The sequence below is a fragment of the Actinoplanes oryzae genome (genome assembly GCF_030757795.1).
Taxonomy (GTDB): Bacteria; Actinomycetota; Actinomycetes; order Mycobacteriales; family Micromonosporaceae; genus Actinoplanes.
The window spans coordinates 15960-32377 of the sequence record NZ_JAUQWH010000099.1 but is presented as its reverse complement, the minus strand read 5'-3'; the positions used below and the strand labels follow the sequence as shown (position 1 = coordinate 32377).

Annotated in this window: 17 protein-coding genes; 3 read left to right on the top strand and 14 right to left on the bottom strand. The window is 73.0% G+C overall.

From position 1 onward, the window contains the following. From RBH18_RS27640 to RBH18_RS27595, 10 genes are all read right to left on the bottom strand, one after another. Positions 1-1145, bottom strand: a 1145-nt coding sequence (locus RBH18_RS27640) for a GDSL-type esterase/lipase family protein (protein ID WP_306212879.1), incomplete at its 3' end; no start/stop codon positions are given. After that, positions 1145-4072 carry a glycosyl hydrolase 115 family protein gene (locus RBH18_RS27635; protein ID WP_306212877.1) on the bottom strand — a complete coding sequence of 976 codons (2928 nt, stop codon included), beginning with the start codon at positions 4070-4072 and terminating at the stop codon, positions 1145-1147. The genes RBH18_RS27635 and RBH18_RS27640, both read right to left, overlap by 1 nt. Before the next feature lie 99 nt (positions 4073-4171). After that, positions 4172-4471 (bottom strand): hypothetical protein, encoded by a 300-nt coding sequence (locus RBH18_RS27630; RefSeq protein ID WP_306212875.1) that lies wholly within the window; start codon positions 4469-4471, stop codon positions 4172-4174. A 27-nt stretch (positions 4472-4498) separates the two neighbouring features. Beyond that, a complete protein-coding gene (locus RBH18_RS27625) occupies positions 4499-5320 on the bottom strand; it encodes a cyanobactin maturation protease PatG family protein (protein ID WP_306212873.1) in 822 nt (273 codons plus the stop codon). Positions 5321-5348: 28 nt separating this feature from the next. After that, positions 5349-5543 carry a hypothetical protein gene (locus RBH18_RS27620; RefSeq protein WP_306212870.1) on the bottom strand — a complete coding sequence of 65 codons (195 nt, stop codon included), beginning with the start codon at positions 5541-5543 and terminating at the stop codon, positions 5349-5351. After that, entirely contained in the window at positions 5533-6435 is a 903-nt protein-coding gene (locus RBH18_RS27615; RefSeq protein WP_306212868.1) for a S8 family serine peptidase, read from the bottom strand. Before RBH18_RS27615 ends, RBH18_RS27620 begins: the two co-directional genes overlap by 11 nt. Before the next feature lie 19 nt (positions 6436-6454). Then, positions 6455-6619, bottom strand: a complete 165-nt coding sequence (locus RBH18_RS27610) for a hypothetical protein (RefSeq protein WP_306212866.1) — start codon at positions 6617-6619, stop codon at positions 6455-6457. A 97-nt stretch (positions 6620-6716) separates the two neighbouring features. Further along, complete coding sequence (locus RBH18_RS27605; protein WP_306212864.1) at positions 6717-7157, bottom strand: YsnF/AvaK domain-containing protein; 441 nt, start codon at positions 7155-7157, stop codon at positions 6717-6719. A gap of 74 nt (positions 7158-7231) precedes the next feature. After that, entirely contained in the window at positions 7232-8005 is a 774-nt protein-coding gene (locus tag RBH18_RS27600; RefSeq protein WP_306212862.1) for a PRC and DUF2382 domain-containing protein, read from the bottom strand. Between the two features lie 200 nt (positions 8006-8205). Beyond that, the gene (locus tag RBH18_RS27595) at positions 8206-9069 is read right to left on the bottom strand and encodes a hypothetical protein (RefSeq protein ID WP_306212860.1); all 864 of its coding nucleotides are present in this window, start codon (positions 9067-9069) and stop codon (positions 8206-8208) included. Positions 9070-9119: 50 nt separating this feature from the next. Here RBH18_RS27595 and lon point away from each other — a divergent pair, with 50 nt between their 5' ends. Beyond that, complete coding sequence (gene lon / locus RBH18_RS27590; protein ID WP_372338992.1) at positions 9120-11510, top strand: endopeptidase La; 2391 nt, start codon at positions 9120-9122, stop codon at positions 11508-11510. Positions 11511-11587: 77 nt separating this feature from the next. On the opposite strand, the gene RBH18_RS27585 is transcribed toward lon, so the two are convergent. Together RBH18_RS27585 and RBH18_RS27580 are read right to left on the bottom strand one after the other, a co-directional pair. Continuing rightward, positions 11588-12397: a metallophosphoesterase gene (locus tag RBH18_RS27585; RefSeq protein WP_306212856.1), complete on the bottom strand. Its 810-nt coding sequence runs from the start codon at positions 12395-12397 to the stop codon at positions 11588-11590. A gap of 10 nt (positions 12398-12407) precedes the next feature. Then, entirely contained in the window at positions 12408-13085 is a 678-nt protein-coding gene (locus tag RBH18_RS27580; protein ID WP_306212854.1) for a TetR/AcrR family transcriptional regulator, read from the bottom strand. Between the two features lie 109 nt (positions 13086-13194). Here RBH18_RS27580 and RBH18_RS27575 point away from each other — a divergent pair, with 109 nt between their 5' ends. After that, complete coding sequence (locus RBH18_RS27575; RefSeq protein WP_306212852.1) at positions 13195-13974, top strand: SDR family NAD(P)-dependent oxidoreductase; 780 nt, start codon at positions 13195-13197, stop codon at positions 13972-13974. 9 nt (positions 13975-13983) lie between these two features. Here the strand turns inward: RBH18_RS27575 and RBH18_RS27570 are convergent, their stop codons facing one another. Next, positions 13984-14214: a 2Fe-2S iron-sulfur cluster-binding protein gene (locus RBH18_RS27570; protein WP_306212850.1), complete on the bottom strand. Its 231-nt coding sequence runs from the start codon at positions 14212-14214 to the stop codon at positions 13984-13986. Between the two features lie 7 nt (positions 14215-14221). Next, positions 14222-15064 (bottom strand): FAD binding domain-containing protein, encoded by an 843-nt coding sequence (locus RBH18_RS27565; protein WP_306212848.1) that lies wholly within the window; start codon positions 15062-15064, stop codon positions 14222-14224. Between the two features lie 133 nt (positions 15065-15197). Between RBH18_RS27565 and manD the strand changes: the two genes are divergently transcribed. Then, entirely contained in the window at positions 15198-16406 is a 1209-nt protein-coding gene (gene manD / locus RBH18_RS27560; protein ID WP_306212847.1) for a D-mannonate dehydratase ManD, read from the top strand. The last annotated feature ends 12 nt before the right edge of the window (positions 16407-16418 follow it).

Genomic DNA, 16418 nt, shown 5'->3' with positions numbered 1-16418 from the left:
GAACGAGGCGGAGAAGTGGCTGCGTCCCGCCCGGGGCGCGCGTGGGCGGCGTCGAAGTCGGTGACCGTGGCGAAGGCGCCGCCGTGGCGGATCCAGTGGTTGACCGCCTGGCGGGAGCGTTCGCGCAGGCCGGCGGGGTCGTCGTAGCTCGCGTTGCCGCCGAACGGGGTGATGGTCGCGCCGCACGTGGCGATGTCGCGGGCCTCCGCGCGCAGGATCACCTGGCCGTACGCCGCGATCAGGTCGGCCACCACCTGGCGCTGGCCCGCGTCGGTGGCCGGCGCGGTGCCGATGTCGTTGACGCCCTCGAAGAGCAGCAGCCGGCTGACCGCGCCGAGGGCCAGCACGTCGCGGTCGAGGCGGGCGAGCAGGCTCGGGCCGAGGCCGTCGTGGAGGACCCGGTTGCCGCCGGCCGCCTGGTTGAGCACCGCCACGCCGGGCAGCCGGGGCTGGAGCTGGTCGGGCCAGCGGTCGTTGCCGTTGGTGGTGGAGCCGCGGCCGTCGGTCAGGGAGTCGCCGACGATCGCCAGGGCGGGGGCGTCGCTGCGCACCTCGACGCCGCTGAGCAGGTACCAGTGGTCGACCGGGGTCGCGCCGGGCAGGTCGGGGTCGCGGTGGTGGTCGCCGGCGAGCAGGTGGCTGGTGGTCCGCGAGCCGGGGTGGGACGTGATGCTCAGCGTCTGCTGCCCGGTGGCCAGGTAGGTGGTGACGGTGAGGTTGGCGCGCGCGGCCACGCGCAGGTCGACCGGGTCGGACACCACCTGGGCGCCGACCGGCACCACGGTGGACGGGTGGCCGCCGAAGGTGAGCGGGCGGCTGGTGCCGGGACTGACGGCCGGGACCCCGGCCTGGCCGGCCAGGGGCAGGGCCACGGCGGCGGCGGTGATCGGCAGCTCGGCGCCGCCGAAGGCGTTGGAGAAGCGTACGCGCAGCCGGGTCCCGCCGATCGAGGTGTGCACGGTCTGCCGGATCGTGGTGCCGGCCAGCACCGAGTCCGGGCCGGTGAAGGGCGCGGGCGGCAGGTTGCCCGGCTCGGTCAGCTGCGGCATGGCCACCCACGTGTGCACCCAGCGCTGCCGGCGCGAGGGCCGGGGGAGCGGCAGGAGCGCCGCGCCGCTGAGCCCCAGGACGCTGCGCCGCCGCATCAGGCGCGCCTGCTCGAAGGCGGGCCGAGATAGCTGTACGGCAGCGGGGCCGTCTCGACGACCAGGCGTTGCACGATGACGGTCGGGTCGACCGTGTGGAAGGTCAGCGTGTGCCGGCCCGGGCGGGTGACGGTGTGCACGGTGGTCGTCTTGTTGATGTTGTCCGAGGTGTTGCGGGCCCACTGCATGTTCATCGTGGTGTCGTCCGAGCCGGTGGCGCCGATGACGTCGACGACCTGCGGGGCGGCGCCGTCGAGCGAGACGGCGTAGCGCAGGCCCGGGGTCGGCAGGACGTTGTTGCGCGGGGACAGGTACGCCGTGACGCGTACCGGTCCGGTGGTGGTCAATGTCATGTCGTACTGCAGCGTCGCTTGTGTGCTGTGCGCGGTGAGCCCGTTGCCCGTGCGGCCGATGTCCGGCAGCAGCTCCCAGTCGCCGGTCTTGCGGGTGTAGTGGTCGGCCTCCATGGCGACGTACCCGTTGGCCTCCAGGAAACCGGCCGCGGGAACGGTCGGCTTCCGCACGGGCGCCACGATGTCGTACGTCGTCCCGGCGCCGCTGACCGTGATCGGCACCGAGGTGACGCCTGCCGGGGCGCGCCGCCAGTCGACGGTCACCGTCGCGCGGACCTGGTCGGTGACGCGGCCGGACGCCGGGGTGACGTGGACCCAGGGCTGGGCGGGCGTGATGGCGTACCGGAAAGGTGTCCTGCCCTTGTTGTAGACCTCGATGTACTGCCGCGGCTGGGCCTGCCACGGGCTGAACTCGGGGAGGGTCACCGGGTCGCCGCCGTCGAGGGCCACGCCGAGGGCGGCGGGCGCGGGCACGTCGATCCGCTGCAGGTGCGGGTAGATGGCGTCGGGCAGGGCGACGTTGTTGAGCTCCGGCTGCTGCCAGGGCGCGTTGGGCCCGTAGCGCTCGACGTCGCCGTAGCCGATCTTGGGCTGGGTCTGCCAGCCCTGCCACTTGCCGCCGGCGAGGGTGGTGTTGTAGTAGTCGCTCATGGCCTGGTCCTGGGCGAAGAGCGCCTCGGCCCGGTCGGCGAGGGCGTTGGTGGCGGCGCGGCCCTGCCGGGCGTAGGCGATGTTGGTGAACTGGGCCTGCCGCAGCGCGTACACGATGGCGGTGTCTTTGATCTGGTAGTAGGCCAGATGGTAGAAGGCGTCCTGCCAGGCGGCGGGCACGAGGCCGCGGAGTCGTTCGGCGCGGGCGGCGAGGGCCTGCCACTGCGCGGTGACGCGGTCCAGCTCGCGGTAGGCGGTCAGGCTGAACGGGGTCTCGCGGTCGTCGTAGACCACCTCGGTGCCCTGCCCGGTGATCCGCCGGTTGAGCAGCTCGGGCTTGCGGCGCGACTGCAGCGTCGCGTAGTCGTGCAGCAGCTCGGCGACGGCCGGGGCGAGGCGGGGACCGAAGTTCTGCGCGGTGAAGGTACGCAGCCACGGGCCGGGCGTCAGGCGCGGGTTCCACGCGTAGTCGAGGAAGAACTGCGTGGGCACTTCCTCGTTCTTCAGGTCGCCGACGTTGACCATCCAGAGGCGGTCGACCCCTTTGGCGTACGCCAGCCGCAGTTGCTCCCACGTGCTGGTGAGATTGACCGTGTCGGCCCACTTGTAGTTGCGTCCCACCCCGACGTAGTCGAAGTGGTAGTACATGCCGTAGCCGCCGCTGCGCTGCTCGCCTGCCGGGAGCTTGCGCAGGTTGCCCCAGTTGTCGTCGCAGAAGACCACGGTGACGTCGTCCGGCGGCCGGTAGCCCTCGTCCCAGTAGCGCTGCACCTCCTTGTAGAGGGTCTGCACCTGGGGCCGGCCGATGAGCCCGGTGTCGCGCAGGATCGCCCGCTGGGTGTCGATGATGTCGCGCATCAGCTCGATGCCGTCGCCGTCGGGCAGGCTGGTGTCGCCGTTGCCGCGCATGCCGAGCGTGATGACGCCCTCGATGTCCTGCGCGGCCATCCGCTGCGCGCCGTCACGCCAGTACGCCTCGATCGCGGCGCGGTTGCGGAGGAAGCTCCACTCGCCGGTGCCGGCGGGATGCCTGTTCCACTCCTCGATGCCGCGCATCATCGGCGCCTCGTGCGAGGTGCCCATGACGACGCCGTAGAGGGTGGCCGTGGCGTGGTTGAGCGGGTCGTCCTCGGCGAACGCCCGGCCCCACACCGCCGGCCACAGATAGTTCGCCTTGAGCCGCAGCATCGTCTCGAACACCTTGGCGTAGTAGGCGGCGTTGAGCCCGCCGGGATGCCCGGGTGCCTTGCCGGGTCCGAAGTAGCCGGGCGCCCAGGTGCCGGTGGCCGGGTTCTCGTCGTTGATGAAGAAGCCCCGGTAGCGTACGGCCGGGGTGCCCTGGGTGTGCCGGCCCGGCAGCACGTGGATGGCGTCGTGGCGGGCGGCGGGCACGTCGTCCCAGAAGTACCAGGGCGAGATCCCGATCGCCCGGGACAGGTCGTAGGCGCCGTAGATCGTGCCGCGCTGGTCGCTGCCCGCGATGACGAAGGCCCGCCGGACCCCGGGCAGCGGGTCGGTCACCACCTGCTCGACGGTGGTCTCCCACTGCCCGCGCAGGCCGCGCACGTCGAGGCGGCCGCGGGCGACGATCCGGTCGATGAGCGGGCTCTTGCCGAGCGTGCCGATGATGACCGGCTCGGTGCCGGTGGGGACGCGGTCGTGTGCGACGGCCGGCCGGACGCCGGTGACCTTGTGGATGTCGCTCTGCAGGTCGTCGGCGACCCGGATGACGCCGGCGTGGTCGGCGGTGCTGACCACCACGGGCGCCGCCCGCTTCCGCGCCACGACGGGGAAGCGCCCCGGCCCGTCGTGGAAGGCGACGTAGCCGGTTTCCGGCGACGGCCCGGCCGGCGGCGGTGATGCGTGCGCAGCGGGGGCGGCGACCAGGGGAGCGAACAGGATCAGGGCGAGAAGCGACCTCATCGGCGACACCTCGGCGTTCCGGAAGTTTCGGAAACATCTGGCCGAACTTCCGTAACGTATAGGCGTACCTCGATGTCGTCAAGGTGGAGGGTGGCGGGCTCAGGCGGGTTGGCAGAACGACTCCGTGGCGCACAGTGTCTCGTCGCGGCACTGCGGGATGCAGCCGATCCCGAAGGGCAGCGTCAGGCACAGGAGCCAGTTGATCTCGCACGTCCGGACCGTCGAGCACTGATTGCGGCAGGTCTGGCCGGGCGGGCACGCGCAGAACTCCCCCGTCCGCGTCGACAGGCAGGGCGCGCCCGGGGCGCAGGTCTGCGCCGCCCGGACGCCCTCGGCCGGCGGATCACCGTGGACCCCGCGATAGGTCCTGTGCCCGCGGTAGAGCGAGCGTTCAGCCACGAAACCGGGCGTACCCATGGCGCATCCTCACCTCTCGACGTACGGGACCAGCTTGCTGACCAGGAAGGGAAACTCCTCCGTCACGTCCACCCGGCAGAAGTAGCGCTCGACGACGTCGGTCCGCCGGTGCCGGTAGCCGAGGACGACGTCGACGATCGTGCGGACGCCGCTCAGCGGGGAGTGCCGGACTTCGACGCCGGCCAGCGCGGCGTTGCCGGCGTGCGCGGCCGCGGTACGCGCGTACACCTCGGGGTAGCGGACCGCGAGGTAGTTCAGCGCCCGGTGCTCGTCGGTGGCCCCGGCGTTGTCGGCGGTCTGCAGCATCAGGTCGAAGACCTCGGCGGCGGTCGCCCGGAAGCTCTCGTCGCCGGACTCGGCGACGTCGTCGGGCCGCGGGACGGCGGCGAGCAGGTCGTCGCGGCCGAAGCTGTAGACCTGGTCGACGATCACGACCGGCACGACCAGGCCGTTGCAGGTCTCCGGCGGGGCGAGCGGCCCCCGGATGCCGATGACGACGTCCAGGTCGGTCGGCGCCGGGCGGGGCCGCAACGACTCGACGAGCAGGTCGAGGTCGACCGGGTCGCGCGGGGCGAGCAGGTAGGTCTCCAGCCCCTCGATGAGCAGGACCCAGCACAGCTGCCGGGCCAGGTAGCGGTTGGCGCGGCTGCTCAGCACCTCGTGCAGGGCCTCCCGGTCGGTGTGGCCGGCCAGGTCTGCGCGCCCGGTCACCTGGGCCAGCTCCTTCTCCACCGCCAGGCTGGGCAGCCGGGGCTCTATCCGGCCGATCGCCCAGACGAACGGGGTGGTGCCGGGCCCCGCACCGGTGGCGGGCGTCGTGGTCTCCTCCATGTCACGCTCCGTCGTGGTCGGGCCGGGATCAGCGGCGTCCGGTGAAGACCAGCCAGCGGTTGAGGGCGGCCGCGCGCTCACTGCACGGGCCGCACGGCCGGATCCCGGCGAACGTGGTGGTGCGCTTGATGACGTCGCCCAGGCCGACCTCGGTGTCGGCGACGAACCCGGGCAGGCGGACGCGGTGGGCAGCGCGCGGTGCGGCCCGGTCCTCAGGTGCCATGGTGAGGTTCCTTTCTGCGGTAGGCGCCCAAGCGCGCCCAAGCGGCTGCGGCATCCAGCAGGGGAGGGGCGAGCCCGCGCCGGCTGGTCGCGGCGGAGCTCCGCAGGGCGTCCTTGATCGCCCCGGCGGGCGCGGTGGGATGCAGCGACCACAGCAACGCGGCCGTGCCGGCGACGAAGGGCGCCGCCACGCTGGTGCCGCCGCCCGGTCCCGTGCCGCCCCCGGGCAGGAGGCTGACGACACCCTCGCCGGGCGCGCCGACGCCCATCGCGCCGACCGGGCGGCCCAGATCGGAGGTTCCCGCCACGGCGCCGGACAGCGAGTAGCCGGCCACGGGCACGACCCAGGGATGCCGGGTCAGCACCGAAGCGGTCACCGATCCGTGATTTCCCGCGGCGGCGACGACCAGCGCTCCCCGCCGCATGCTGAAGTCGAGGGCCTGCCGCACCTGAACGCCGGCCCCGATCGACGGCCCGGGGAAAGCCGCGCTGACGTTGAGGACGCGGCAGCCGGCCACGACGAGGTCCACGATGGCCGTCGCCAGCTGCCCCGCCGAGGCGCCCGGCGCGGAGTGCCCCGGGCCGCCGGTCAGGATCGGGCGGATCAGCAGGCTGCACCCGGGCGCGATGCCCGGCGCGCCGGAGCCGCGCCGGGCCGCCAGGACGCCGGCGACGAACGTGCCGTGTCGCAGGCCCGCGGCGCCGGCCGCTGCGTTGTCCTCCGCGGGCGGGGTCGGTCCGTGGGACGGGGGCCCGAGCACGCGCAGCCGGTCGGCGACGAGCCCGGGATGGTCCACCTCGACGGGGCCGTCGACGAGCCCGACGACGACCTCCGGCCGGCCCTCGGTCAGCGCCATCAGCCCCGGCAGCCGGACGAGTTCGAGTGGGTCCATGGTCCGCCGCCCCGGACCGTCAGCAGGTGTGCCAGACCGACGCCGTGCCGTCGCAGTGGTCGCGATGGCAGATCTGGCAGTCGGTGCCGGGTGCGGCCGGGTCGGGCCGGCACGTCGTGGCGGGCACGCACTCCGGGACGGTGCAGCGGGTGCGGCATTCCGCGGCGAAGCCCGGCATCACCACGGCGCTCTCCCCTCGGGTCGTCCACGTCGACCCTGCCAGCATCGCGCCGGGGAGCGGCGGCCAGAAGGGCCGGGCGATGTCGGATCGAGGACGCGGGCTATCCGAAGGTCGTCGGCGGGCGGCCGGGCAGGTCCGCCTCGATGCGCTCCTTGAGCACCTCGCCGGTGACGATGTGGTTCTCCGACTGCACCAGCTTGCTGAGGCGCACCCGCTCCACCGGCACGACCTCGGTGGTCACGACCGGGCGCTCCTCGTGCAGCGTGATCTCGAAGACGACGCCGCCGTCGGGGCCGCCGAACTCCTCGAGCGTGCCGAAGACGTCCGGGTCGGCGACGGGCGCGCTCCCGCCGGCCGGTGCGCGCTCCAGCCGCAGCTCCTCGCGGCGCACCTGGACGGTGATCTGCACGTCCTCGGTCACCACGTACTTGCGCAGGCGGGCGCGGCCGGTCTCGTAGACCTCCGTGCCGGCGACCAGGCGCTGCTCGGAGCGGGTCATGGCGTCGTCGGTGCCGTCCGCCTGCGGCTGTTCGGGAATCATGTCGCCTCCGCCGGTCGTGGGGGAAAGGGGGAGCCGTACGGTGCCGCGGGGCGTGCGGCACCGTACGGGAAGGCTCAGCGCGGGCCGTCGAAGTCGATCCGCTCCTTGCGCACCTCGCCGGCGACGGTCTCCTCGTCGCGGACGGTCTCCTTGCCCAGCCGCACCCGCTCGACCGGGACCGCCTCGGTGTCCACGACCGGGCGCTCGGCGCGCAGCGTGACCTCGTGCTCCGCCTCGGTGATGTCCGGCCCGGCGTACGCGTCGCCGCGGTTGGCGTCGGTGATCGGCTCGCGCTCCAGGCGTACCTCCTCGTGTTCCACCGGCACCGTGACGTGCTCCTTCTCGGTGACCACGTGCTTGCGCAGGCGTGCCTTGCCGGCCTGCTCGGTGCGGGTGCCGGCGACCACTCGCTCCTCCGAGCGGGTCATCGCGTCGCCGTCGCCGGTCTGCCGGGTGTCGCCGCCGCGCTCGTAGCCCGCGGCGTCGCCGGTCATCGTGCCGGTGGACCGGGTGCTGTCGCGGGACTCCGTGCCGGTGGACTGCACGCCGTAGTACGTGTAGAGCTCGTTCTCCTCGGTGTGGCTCAGCTCGCCGTCCGGGTCGATGCGCGGGGCGTCCTTCACCGTGGCCTTGTCGAAGGGCACGGTGATGCGGTCGCCGTCGACGCTGGCCCGCTGCAGCGGCACGAAGGTCTCCTTGGTGCCGAAGAGCCCGGTGCGCACGGCCACCCATTCCGGGGCGCCGGTGTCGGAGTCCAGATAGACCTGGCCGACCGAGCCGATCTTGTCGCCGTCGGCGTCGTAGACGACGGCGTCGTTGAGGCGGGCGAGATCGTTCTGCGTGATCACGGCAATTCCTTCCGGGGGGATTCCATCCCATTGAGGAATGGCGGTTCTTGCTGCCTTGACGTCGATATCGGTGCCCGGCGTTCTCCGCCGTAAACAACTCCCGGAAATATTTCGCCGACGGCGCTCACCTGCCACAACGGCGATCACCCGATCGCATGAATGGTCGGGTGAGGACAGTGCGAAAAGGAGATTCGGCGGGTTTAAAGGGCGGCGAGCAGGGCTTCTGTGGCCGGGCCGGCGAGCATCGGAATGTCCAGGGCGGCGTCGTCGCTGCCGACGGTGACGATCGTGACCGCGGGATAGGCGTCGTGCGGGCGGGTGCGTACCCCGGTGATGCCGGCGCGGGGCAGGACGGTCCGCGCGATCGAGTGCACCTTGGCGTTGCCGCGGGTGAGCCGGTCGCGGCGGTGCAGCAGGTGCAGCTCGTGGTCGCCGGCGACGGTGATGGCGGCGTGCAGCGTCACGGGCCGGGGCAGGGGCAGCCCGGACATCGACCGGCCGACCACCTCGCGGCCGGTCGCCCCGATCAGGCGCAGGCCCGGCTCGTCGTCCAGCAGCCGCTCGTACGCGGTGACCAGGCCCACGTCCTCGCGTCCCAGCCGCACCGCCCGCCGGACCGGGTGCGGCCGCGCGCTGCCGCCGCGCGGCGGCAGGTAGAGCTCGCGGATCAGCCGGACCATCCGCCGCATGGGGACGGGATCGACGGCGTTGTACGTGACGACGGTCGCCGCCCCCGCGGCGGTGCGCAGGGTCAGCCGGCCGTCGAGCAGGGCGACGCTGTCCTCGATCGCGACGAGCTGGCCGCCGGGCAGGTGCGCCCGGTCGTACCAGTCGTCGCGGCGGCGCAGCACCGTGACCGCCGTGTCGTCCACGGCGATCAGGAAGTCGTAGAGGTGCATGTCCGGGTCGGCGTTGCGCCGCTCGATGGTGCGCGGCACCTTGAGGACGAGCCGGTGCGCGGCGGGGTCGATGCCGGCGTCGCGGTAGAGCCGCGGCAGGTCCGCGACGGTGCGGACCTCGTAGATGTAGGGCCCGAAGGCATCGAACTCCGCGGTACGTCGCACGGGCAGGCTCCCCGAGATCGAGCAGGAACTCACGCCACTGTACGCCGCCGATGTTCGCTCGCAGTGAACGCCGGAAGACGATCGCCGGCGGCGAAGTTGAGCAGCACGTACTCAACTTTCGGAGGTGGCCGGTGGCCAGCAAGCAACTTCCCGTGCTGTTCCTCGACGACATCGTCCTGCTCCCGGGCATGGTCGTGCAGATCGAGCTCGACGAGGCCGCCCAGGCGGCGGTCGACGCGGCCCGCACCTCGTCCGGCTCCGAGCTGCTCATCGCCCCGCGGCTCGAGGACCGCTACGCCTCGCACGGCGTGGTGGCGAGCGTGCGCCAGGTCGGCAAGTCGCGCGGCGGATCACCCGCCGCCATGTTGCGTACGGGCGGCCGCGCCCGCATCGGCAGCGGCGTGACCGGCCCCGGCGCGGCACTGTGGGTCGAGGCCGAGCCCGTCCCGGCCGGCGTGCCGACCGCGCACACCCGCGAGCTCGCCGCCGAATACAAGCAGCTCGTCGTCTCCGTGCTGCAGCGCCGCGAGGCCTGGCAGGTCATCGACTCGGTCAGCGCCATCGACGACCCGGGCGACCTGGCCGACACCGCCGGCTGGGCGCCCTACCTGTCCAGCGACCGCAAGCGCGAGCTGCTGGAGACGCCCGACGTCGAGGCCCGGCTGCGGCTGCTCATCGAGTGGACCCGCGACTTCCTGGCCGAGTCCGAGGTCAGCGACAAGATCGAGACCGACGTCCGCGAGTCGGTCGAGAAGCGCAACCGCGAGTACCTGCTGCGCGAGCAGCTCAAGGCGATCCGCAAGGAGCTCGGCGAGGGCGACGCGGAGGGCAAGGACGACTACCGCGCGCGCATCGAGGCGGCGGAGCTGCCCGATGCCGTACGCGAGGCGGCCCTGCGCGAGGCCGACAAGCTGGAGCGGGCCGGCGACCAGAACCCGGAGGCCGGCTGGATCCGCACCTGGCTCGACACGGTCCTCGACCTGCCGTGGTCCGAGCGCACCACGGACACCACCGACCTCGAGGCGGCCCGCGCGGTCCTCGACGCCGACCACCACGGCCTCGACGAGGTCAAGGACCGCATCGTCGAGTACCTGGGCGTCCGGGTCCGCCGCGAGTCCAAGGGCCTGGCCAGCGTCGGCGGCCGCGGCTCCGGCGCGGTGATCCTGCTCGCCGGGCCGCCCGGCGTCGGCAAGACCTCGCTCGGCGAGTCCGTGGCGCGCACGCTGGGCCGCAAGTTCGTCCGGGTGGCGCTGGGCGGCGTCCGCGACGAGGCGGAGATCCGCGGGCACCGGCGGACGTACGTCGGCGCCCTGCCCGGACGCATCGTCCGCGCCATCCGCGAGGCCGGCTCGATGAACCCGGTCGTGCTGCTCGACGAGGTCGACAAGGTCGGCAGCGACTACCGGGGCGACCCGGCGGCGGCCCTGCTCGAGGTGCTGGACCCGGCGCAGAACCACACGTTCCGCGACCACTACCTCGACCTGGACCTGGACCTCTCCGACGTGCTGTTCATCGCGACGGCGAACGTGCTGGAGACGATCCCGCAGGCGCTGTTCGACCGGATGGAGCTCATCTCGATCGACGGCTACACCGAGAACGACAAGGTCGCCATCGCCCGCGACTTCCTGGTGCCCCGGCAGCTGGAGCGGGCGGCCCTGTCCCCCGAGGAAGTGACCGTCACCGACGCCGCGCTGCGCGAGATCGCCGCGAACTACACCCGGGAGGCCGGCGTCCGCTCCTTCGAGCGGCTGCTCGCCAAGGCGTTCCGCAAGGTGGCCCTGAAGGACCTGCCCGCCACGGTCGAGGCCGCGGACCTGAAGGACCTGATCGGGCGGCCGCGCTTCGAGCCCGAGTCGGCCGAGCGTACGGCCGTGCCCGGCGTGGCCACCGGCCTCGCGGTGACCGGCATGGGCGGCGACGTCCTCTACATCGAGGCGTCGCTGCTGCCCGGCGACAAGGGCGGCCTGTCGGTCACGGGCCAGCTGGGCGACGTGATGAAGGAGTCGGCGCAGATCGCCCTCTCCTACGTCCGGGCCCACGCCGACGAGCTGGGCGTCTCGCCGGAACAGCTGGACCACCCGATCCACCTGCACGTCCCGGCGGGTGCGGTCCCCAAGGACGGCCCCTCGGCCGGCGTCACCATGACGACCGCCCTGGTGTCCCTGCTCCTGGGCCGCAACGTCCGCGCCGAGGTCGGCATGACCGGCGAGGTCTCCCTCACCGGCCGCGTCCTCCCCATCGGCGGCGTCAAGCAGAAGCTCCTCGCCGCCCAGCGCGCGGGCCTCACCGAGGTCTACCTGCCCCACCGCAACGCCCCCGACCTCGACGACGTCCCCGCCGACGTCCTGTCCGCCCTGACCGTCCACACCGTCGCCGACGTCCGCGAGATCCTGGAGACGGCCCTCGAGCCGATCTCCGCCGGCGTCACCGCCGCGGCCTGACCCTGGCGCAACCGGCCGCCTGCCGGCATCCCCCGAGGTGCCGCCAGGCGGCCGTCACGCCGTCGTCGGGCCGCCTTTCAGCCCAGTCGCGTGAGCAGGATCCGGCCGCCCTCGTAGACGCCGCCGTCGATGGCGACGACCCGGCCCGCGGCGTACCGCAGCGGTGCGCGCACGTCAGCGGGCGCGACGCCGAAGTGCTTGGTGAGGGTGCTGTGGCCGTGCACCAGGAGCGTGGCGCCGTAGGTCCGCAGCATGATGGCGACGGGATCGTCCGGGCCGGCGCTCTCGCAGTCGCGGAACGCACCGCGGTCGCTCATCCGCCGGCAGAACGCCGCCCAGCCGGCAACGTCGCGATCGGCCATCGCGGCGGCGACGGCGGCGTTGACCATCGCGACAGTGTCGCCGAACTCGAGGTACGAGGTGGTGTCCGAGTGCACCAGAAGGTGATCGTCGACCACCGCCATGGCCGGCAGCGACGCGATCCATGAGACGTGGGCGTCGGTGAGCCGGCGCAGGTCCGTGTCCCGGCCGCCGAACCGCGCCCAGCCGCCGCGGAAACCGTCCGCCTGATCCCAGCCGGGCACCGGCTCGGTCGCGAAGAGGTGCGCCGCCGTCAGCTGCACCTCGTGGTTGCCGAGCAGCGCCCCGACCTCGCCGCCCGCCGTGGCGGCCTGATCGGCCAGTCGCCGGACGTCGTCGATGACGCCGATGCCGTCGGGGCCCCGATCGACGTAGTCACCCAGCAGCCACAAACGGGCGTCCCGCCCCGACCACCGTCCGGTGGCATCGACGAGTCCGGCGTCGCGCAGCACGTCTCGGAACTCGTCGCGGTGCCCGTGGATGTCGGCGGCGACGAACAACGGAGACGGCACCCGGTCAGCGATCATGGCATGGACCCTACTGCCGCCTCCCGCTGCTCCGCGTCGATGTATCGGCCGTCGCGCGGCGAGCGGGCCGTCCGGTGCTGTAGCGCGCCACCATGGTTTGGACGGCTTCTTCGATGACGTCGGTGGTGCGGGCGGGGGTCACTGTCCAGTTCGGCAGGACCAGGGCCGGCCAGAGGAGATGGTTGGAGATCATGCCGAGGAACTGGGTGGCGGCCATCTCCGGGTCGGGGATGTGGGCGGCTCCCGCGTCGTGCTCGGCCGCGAGGTAGCGCTGCACGGACTCGAAGTACGGCATTTTGCCCTGGGCGAAGTGGGCCTTGGCGAGTTCGGGGAAGCGCGGCAGTTCGGCGATGACGATGCGGAACAGGTCGGTCATCTCCCGCCGGCTCAGCAGGGTCGCGTAGTGCTGCCCGAGGACCGTCAGGCCGGCCGTCAGGTCGCCGGTGGGCGGGACGCCGGCGGGGTCGTCCCGGGCCCACGAGTTGACGACGATGGCGTCGAACAGGGCGGCCTTCGTCGGGAACTGCTTGAACAGCGTTGCCTTCGACACGCCGGCGCTGTCGGCGACGCGGGCCAGGGACGCCCGGTCGTAGCCCAGCTCGAGGAAGAGCTCGGTGGCGGCCCGCACGATCAGGGCGCGCTTCTCCTCCGCCACGCGCTGGTGATAGGCCGACGGCGCTGGGGTCATGCGGCCCAGCATAGCGAGGTGAGTGGGTTGACTCACCATCCGGGCAGGGGGTAGCGTCGGCATGGTGAGTCGTTCGACTCACCTCTTTCGTTCGTGCCCGGAGGTTCCGATGTCCCGCTTCGCCGATCAGACCGTTCTCGTGACCGGCGGCGCCGGCGGCCAGGGCTCCAGCCACGTCCGCGCCCTGCATGCCGAGGGCGCCAACGTCGTCATCGGCGGCATCGATGCCGAGCGCGGCGCCCGCCTCGCCGCCGAGCTGGGGGAGGGTGCGCTCGCCGTCCGGCTCGATGTGTCCCAGGAGGAGTCGTGGGCGGCCGCCGTCGCGGCGACCGAACAGGCCTTCGGTGCGCTCACGATCCTGGTCAACAACGCCGGGGTGCAGAACCCGCCGGCCCTCATCGAGGCCACCGGCCGGGCGACCTGGGACCGCATCCTCGACGTCAACCTCACCGGCACCTTCCTCGGCATCAAGGCGGCCGCCCCGGCGCTGCGGCGCGCGGGGGGAGGGGCGATCGTCAACATCGGCTCCACCATGGGCGCCGGCGGGACCGCCTTCTACGCGCCCTATGTCGCCGGCAAGTGGGCGGTCCGGGGGCTCACCCGGACCGCTGCCCTGGAGCTGGGCCGCGACAACATCCGCGTCAACGCGATCGTCCCCGGTGTCGTCGAGACCCCGTTCATCACCGAGCCGGCGGCCGGCAGCGACGCCCCGATCGGCGACCTCTACTCGCCCGAGCCGTTTGCCGTCCCGCGACTCGGGCAGCCCGCCGACGTCACCGCGCTGCTGTTGTTCCTCGCCTCGCCGCAGGCGGCCTTCATCACCGGCGCCGAGTACGTCATCGACGGCGGACTGCTCCTGGGCCCCGCGCTGCGGAAGGAACCCGCCTGACGGGGCCGATCAGCCCGCCGGCGTGGTGAGCGAGGCACCCGCGCACTGCACCGCGAAGACCGTGCAGGACCGGATCTCCTCGCCGTCGAGCAGCACCGCGCACTGCCCGCAGGTGCCGTCCGTGCAGCCGTGGCGCACGGCCGGCAGGCCGCACCGCGCACGCAGCAGCCGGTCGAGCGGCTCGGCGGGCTCCGGCTCGAACTCCCGGCGGTCGCCGTTGACGATCAGGGTCACGCGCACCGTGCGCTCACAGTCCTTCCCGGGCCTGGGTCAGCGCCCGGCGCGTCAGCGTCCGGACGGCCTGCTGCTTGCCACGCCGTTCCGGCGCCGGGTAGCCGGACAGATTCGCGTCGACCTCCGCGGCCGCCTCGGCGGCGGCCCGGATCGCCGCGTCGCCGAACGGCGCGCCGCACAGCGCCTTCTCCGCCGCGCGGGCCCGCACCGGGCAGGGGCCGGCGTTGACCAGCCCGACCAGCGCCGCACTGATCACCCCGCCGGTCACGGTGACCGCCGCCATGGCCGCGGTCTCCGCGAACTTCGCCCGCGCCGGCCGGTGCTCCGCGAACCCGGCGCCCGTGCCGGCCGGCAGCAGCGGCAGGCGGACCTCGGCCAGCAGCTCGTCGGGCCGGCGTACGGTCGCGTACGGTCCGGTGAAGAACCGCTCCGCGGGCACGGTGCGGCGCTCGCGGTGGCTCACCAGGTCGATCTCGGCGCCCAGGATCGTGGCGAGAACGGGCCACTCCGCGGCCGGGTGCGCGTAGGACAGGCTGCCCGGCATCGTGCCGCGGGCCCGGATCGGCGGGTGTCCGATGTGCCGCACGATCGTGCGCAGCATGGCGCCCAGGGCGCCGCCGACGGCATCGGTCTCAAACGTGCGGTGCCGCACCAGCGGGCCGACCCGCAGCACCCGCCCGGTCTCGGTGAGGAACGCGAACTCGCGGACCGGGTTGATGTCCACCACCCGGCCCGGGCGCAGGTCCCCGTTGGTCACGTCGAGGACCAGGCTCTGACCGCCGGCGAGCACCGCGGTGTCTCCGTCGGCGAGGGCGGCCGTCACCTCACCCGGGCTCGTCGCGGCGAGGTACTCCATCGCGGCACTCCATTCAACGGCAACAATGTCCGTGCACACTTTCCGGGTTCCCGGGCCGGTTCCGGCGAATCTCACCCGGCCGGGCGAATTCCCGCATTGACACGCTGCCGTAATCGACCTTTGTATACAAGCCGTGGCCACGATCGAACGCGTCGAGGTTCTGGTGACGTCGCCGGGACGCAACTTCGTCACCCTGCGGATCACGACGTCCGACGGGGTCACCGGGCTGGGTGACGCCACCCTCAACGGCCGCGAGCTGGCCGTGGCGTCCTACCTGCGCGATCATCTCGCCCCGGTGCTCGCCGGCCGCGACCCGGCCCGCATCGAGGACACCTGGCAGTACCTGTACCGGGGCGCCTACTGGCGGCGCGGGCCGGTGACGATGACGGCGATCGCCGCGGTGGACGTGGCCCTCTGGGACATCAAGGGCAAGGTCGCCGGCCTGCCGGTCTACCAGCTGCTCGGCGGCCGCTCCCGCGACGGCGTGCTGGTCTACTGCCACGCCAGCGGCGCCGACGTGCCGGCGCTGCTCGACGACGTGGACGCGTACCGGGACAGGGGTTTCCGGGCCATCCGGGCGCAGGCCGCGGTGCCGGGCCTGAGCGGCAGCTACGGGGTGCGCAAGGGCACGATCTACGAGCCGGCCGCCACCGCGCTGCCCGACGAGCAGGCGTGGAGCACCGAGGCCTACCTCAACTTCGCGCCCCGGTATCTGGCCGCGGTGCGGGAACGGCTCGGCGACGGCTTCCCCCTGCTGCACGACGTGCACCACCGGCTCACCCCGATCGAGGCGGCCCGCTTCGGCCGGAGCGTCGAGGAGCTGCGGCTGTTCTGGATGGAGGACCCGACGCCGGCGGAGAACCAGGAGGCCTTCCGGCTGATCCGGCAGCACACCACCACCCCGATCGCGACCGGCGAGGTGCTCAACACGGTCTGGGACGTGCAGCAGCTGATCACCGGGCAGCTCATCGACTACGTCCGGACGTCCGTCGTGCACGCCGGCGGCATCACCCACCTGCGCCGCATCTTCGACCTGGCCGCGCTCTACCAGGTACGCACGGGCTCGCACGGCGCCACCGACCTGTCCCCGGTCTCCACTGCCGCCGCGGTCCACGTCGACATCGCGGTGCCCAACTTCGGCATCCAGGAGCACATGGGCCACACCGAGGAGACCCTGCGCGTCTTCCGTGGCGGCCCGCGCCTGGAGGACGGGATGCTCCACCCGTCGGAGGAGCCGGGCCTGGGCGTCGAGTACGACGACGAGCTGGCGGCCCGGCATCCCTACGAGCCCCGCTACCTGCCCGTGGCGCGGCGGCTCGACGGCTCGGTGCACGACTGGTGAGCGGGCGTCACA

Excerpts from the sequence above, each read along its gene's own strand:
- RBH18_RS27615 (WP_306212868.1), bottom strand. The coding sequence starts at position 6,435 with ATGGACCCACTCGAACTCGTCCGGCTGCCGGGGCTGATGGCGCTGACC.
- RBH18_RS27575 (WP_306212852.1), top strand. The coding sequence starts at position 13,195 with ATGTCCCGCTTCGCCGATCAGACCGTTCTCGTGACCGGCGGCGCCGGC.
- RBH18_RS27605 (WP_306212864.1), bottom strand. The coding sequence starts at position 7,157 with ATGATTCCCGAACAGCCGCAGGCGGACGGCACCGACGACGCCATGACC.
- RBH18_RS27620 (WP_306212870.1), bottom strand. The coding sequence starts at position 5,543 with ATGGCACCTGAGGACCGGGCCGCACCGCGCGCTGCCCACCGCGTCCGC.
- RBH18_RS27625 (WP_306212873.1), bottom strand. The coding sequence starts at position 5,320 with ATGGAGGAGACCACGACGCCCGCCACCGGTGCGGGGCCCGGCACCACC.
- RBH18_RS27565 (WP_306212848.1), bottom strand. The coding sequence starts at position 15,064 with ATGGAGTACCTCGCCGCGACGAGCCCGGGTGAGGTGACGGCCGCCCTC.
- RBH18_RS27585 (WP_306212856.1), bottom strand. The coding sequence starts at position 12,397 with ATGATCGCTGACCGGGTGCCGTCTCCGTTGTTCGTCGCCGCCGACATC.
- lon (WP_372338992.1), top strand. The coding sequence starts at position 9,120 with ATGTTCGCTCGCAGTGAACGCCGGAAGACGATCGCCGGCGGCGAAGTT.
- RBH18_RS27580 (WP_306212854.1), bottom strand. The coding sequence starts at position 13,085 with ATGACCCCAGCGCCGTCGGCCTATCACCAGCGCGTGGCGGAGGAGAAG.
- RBH18_RS27635 (WP_306212877.1), bottom strand. The coding sequence starts at position 4,072 with ATGAGGTCGCTTCTCGCCCTGATCCTGTTCGCTCCCCTGGTCGCCGCC.